The following is a 287-nucleotide window of genomic DNA, read 5'->3' as shown; positions in this document are numbered from 1 at the left end:
TTTAGTTTGTCTAGGATTTCTTTGTAATTTGGGATTTCTTTACTTACTATTTGATTTATTACTTGTATTACATTTTTAGAGTGCTCTGTGATTGCTGTTTCATTGCTTGCATTTCCTACTACATTTAAGAATCCAACATAAGCATTCGCTCTATTTATAGCAGCATTTTGTGGGATAGATTCTACCATTGAATGAGCTTGGACTAGAGATTTTACTGCTTCACTTTGTGATAGTCTTGCTTGTGCTTTTGCATTTAGCACGGCTAGTTCTATTTCTTGTCTTGTTTT

1 pseudogene is annotated in these 287 nt (G+C 33.1%); it reads right to left on the bottom strand.

The window, feature by feature from the left end:
- Nucleotides 1-287 (bottom strand): annotated as a pseudogene (locus PF022_RS08800) (hypothetical protein); the annotation flags it as partial.

The organism is Helicobacter sp. WB40 (assembly GCF_027859275.1).
In the GTDB taxonomy this organism is placed as follows: domain Bacteria; phylum Campylobacterota; class Campylobacteria; order Campylobacterales; family Helicobacteraceae; genus Helicobacter_D; species Helicobacter_D ibis.
This window is presented reverse-complemented; position numbering and strand designations above follow the sequence as displayed.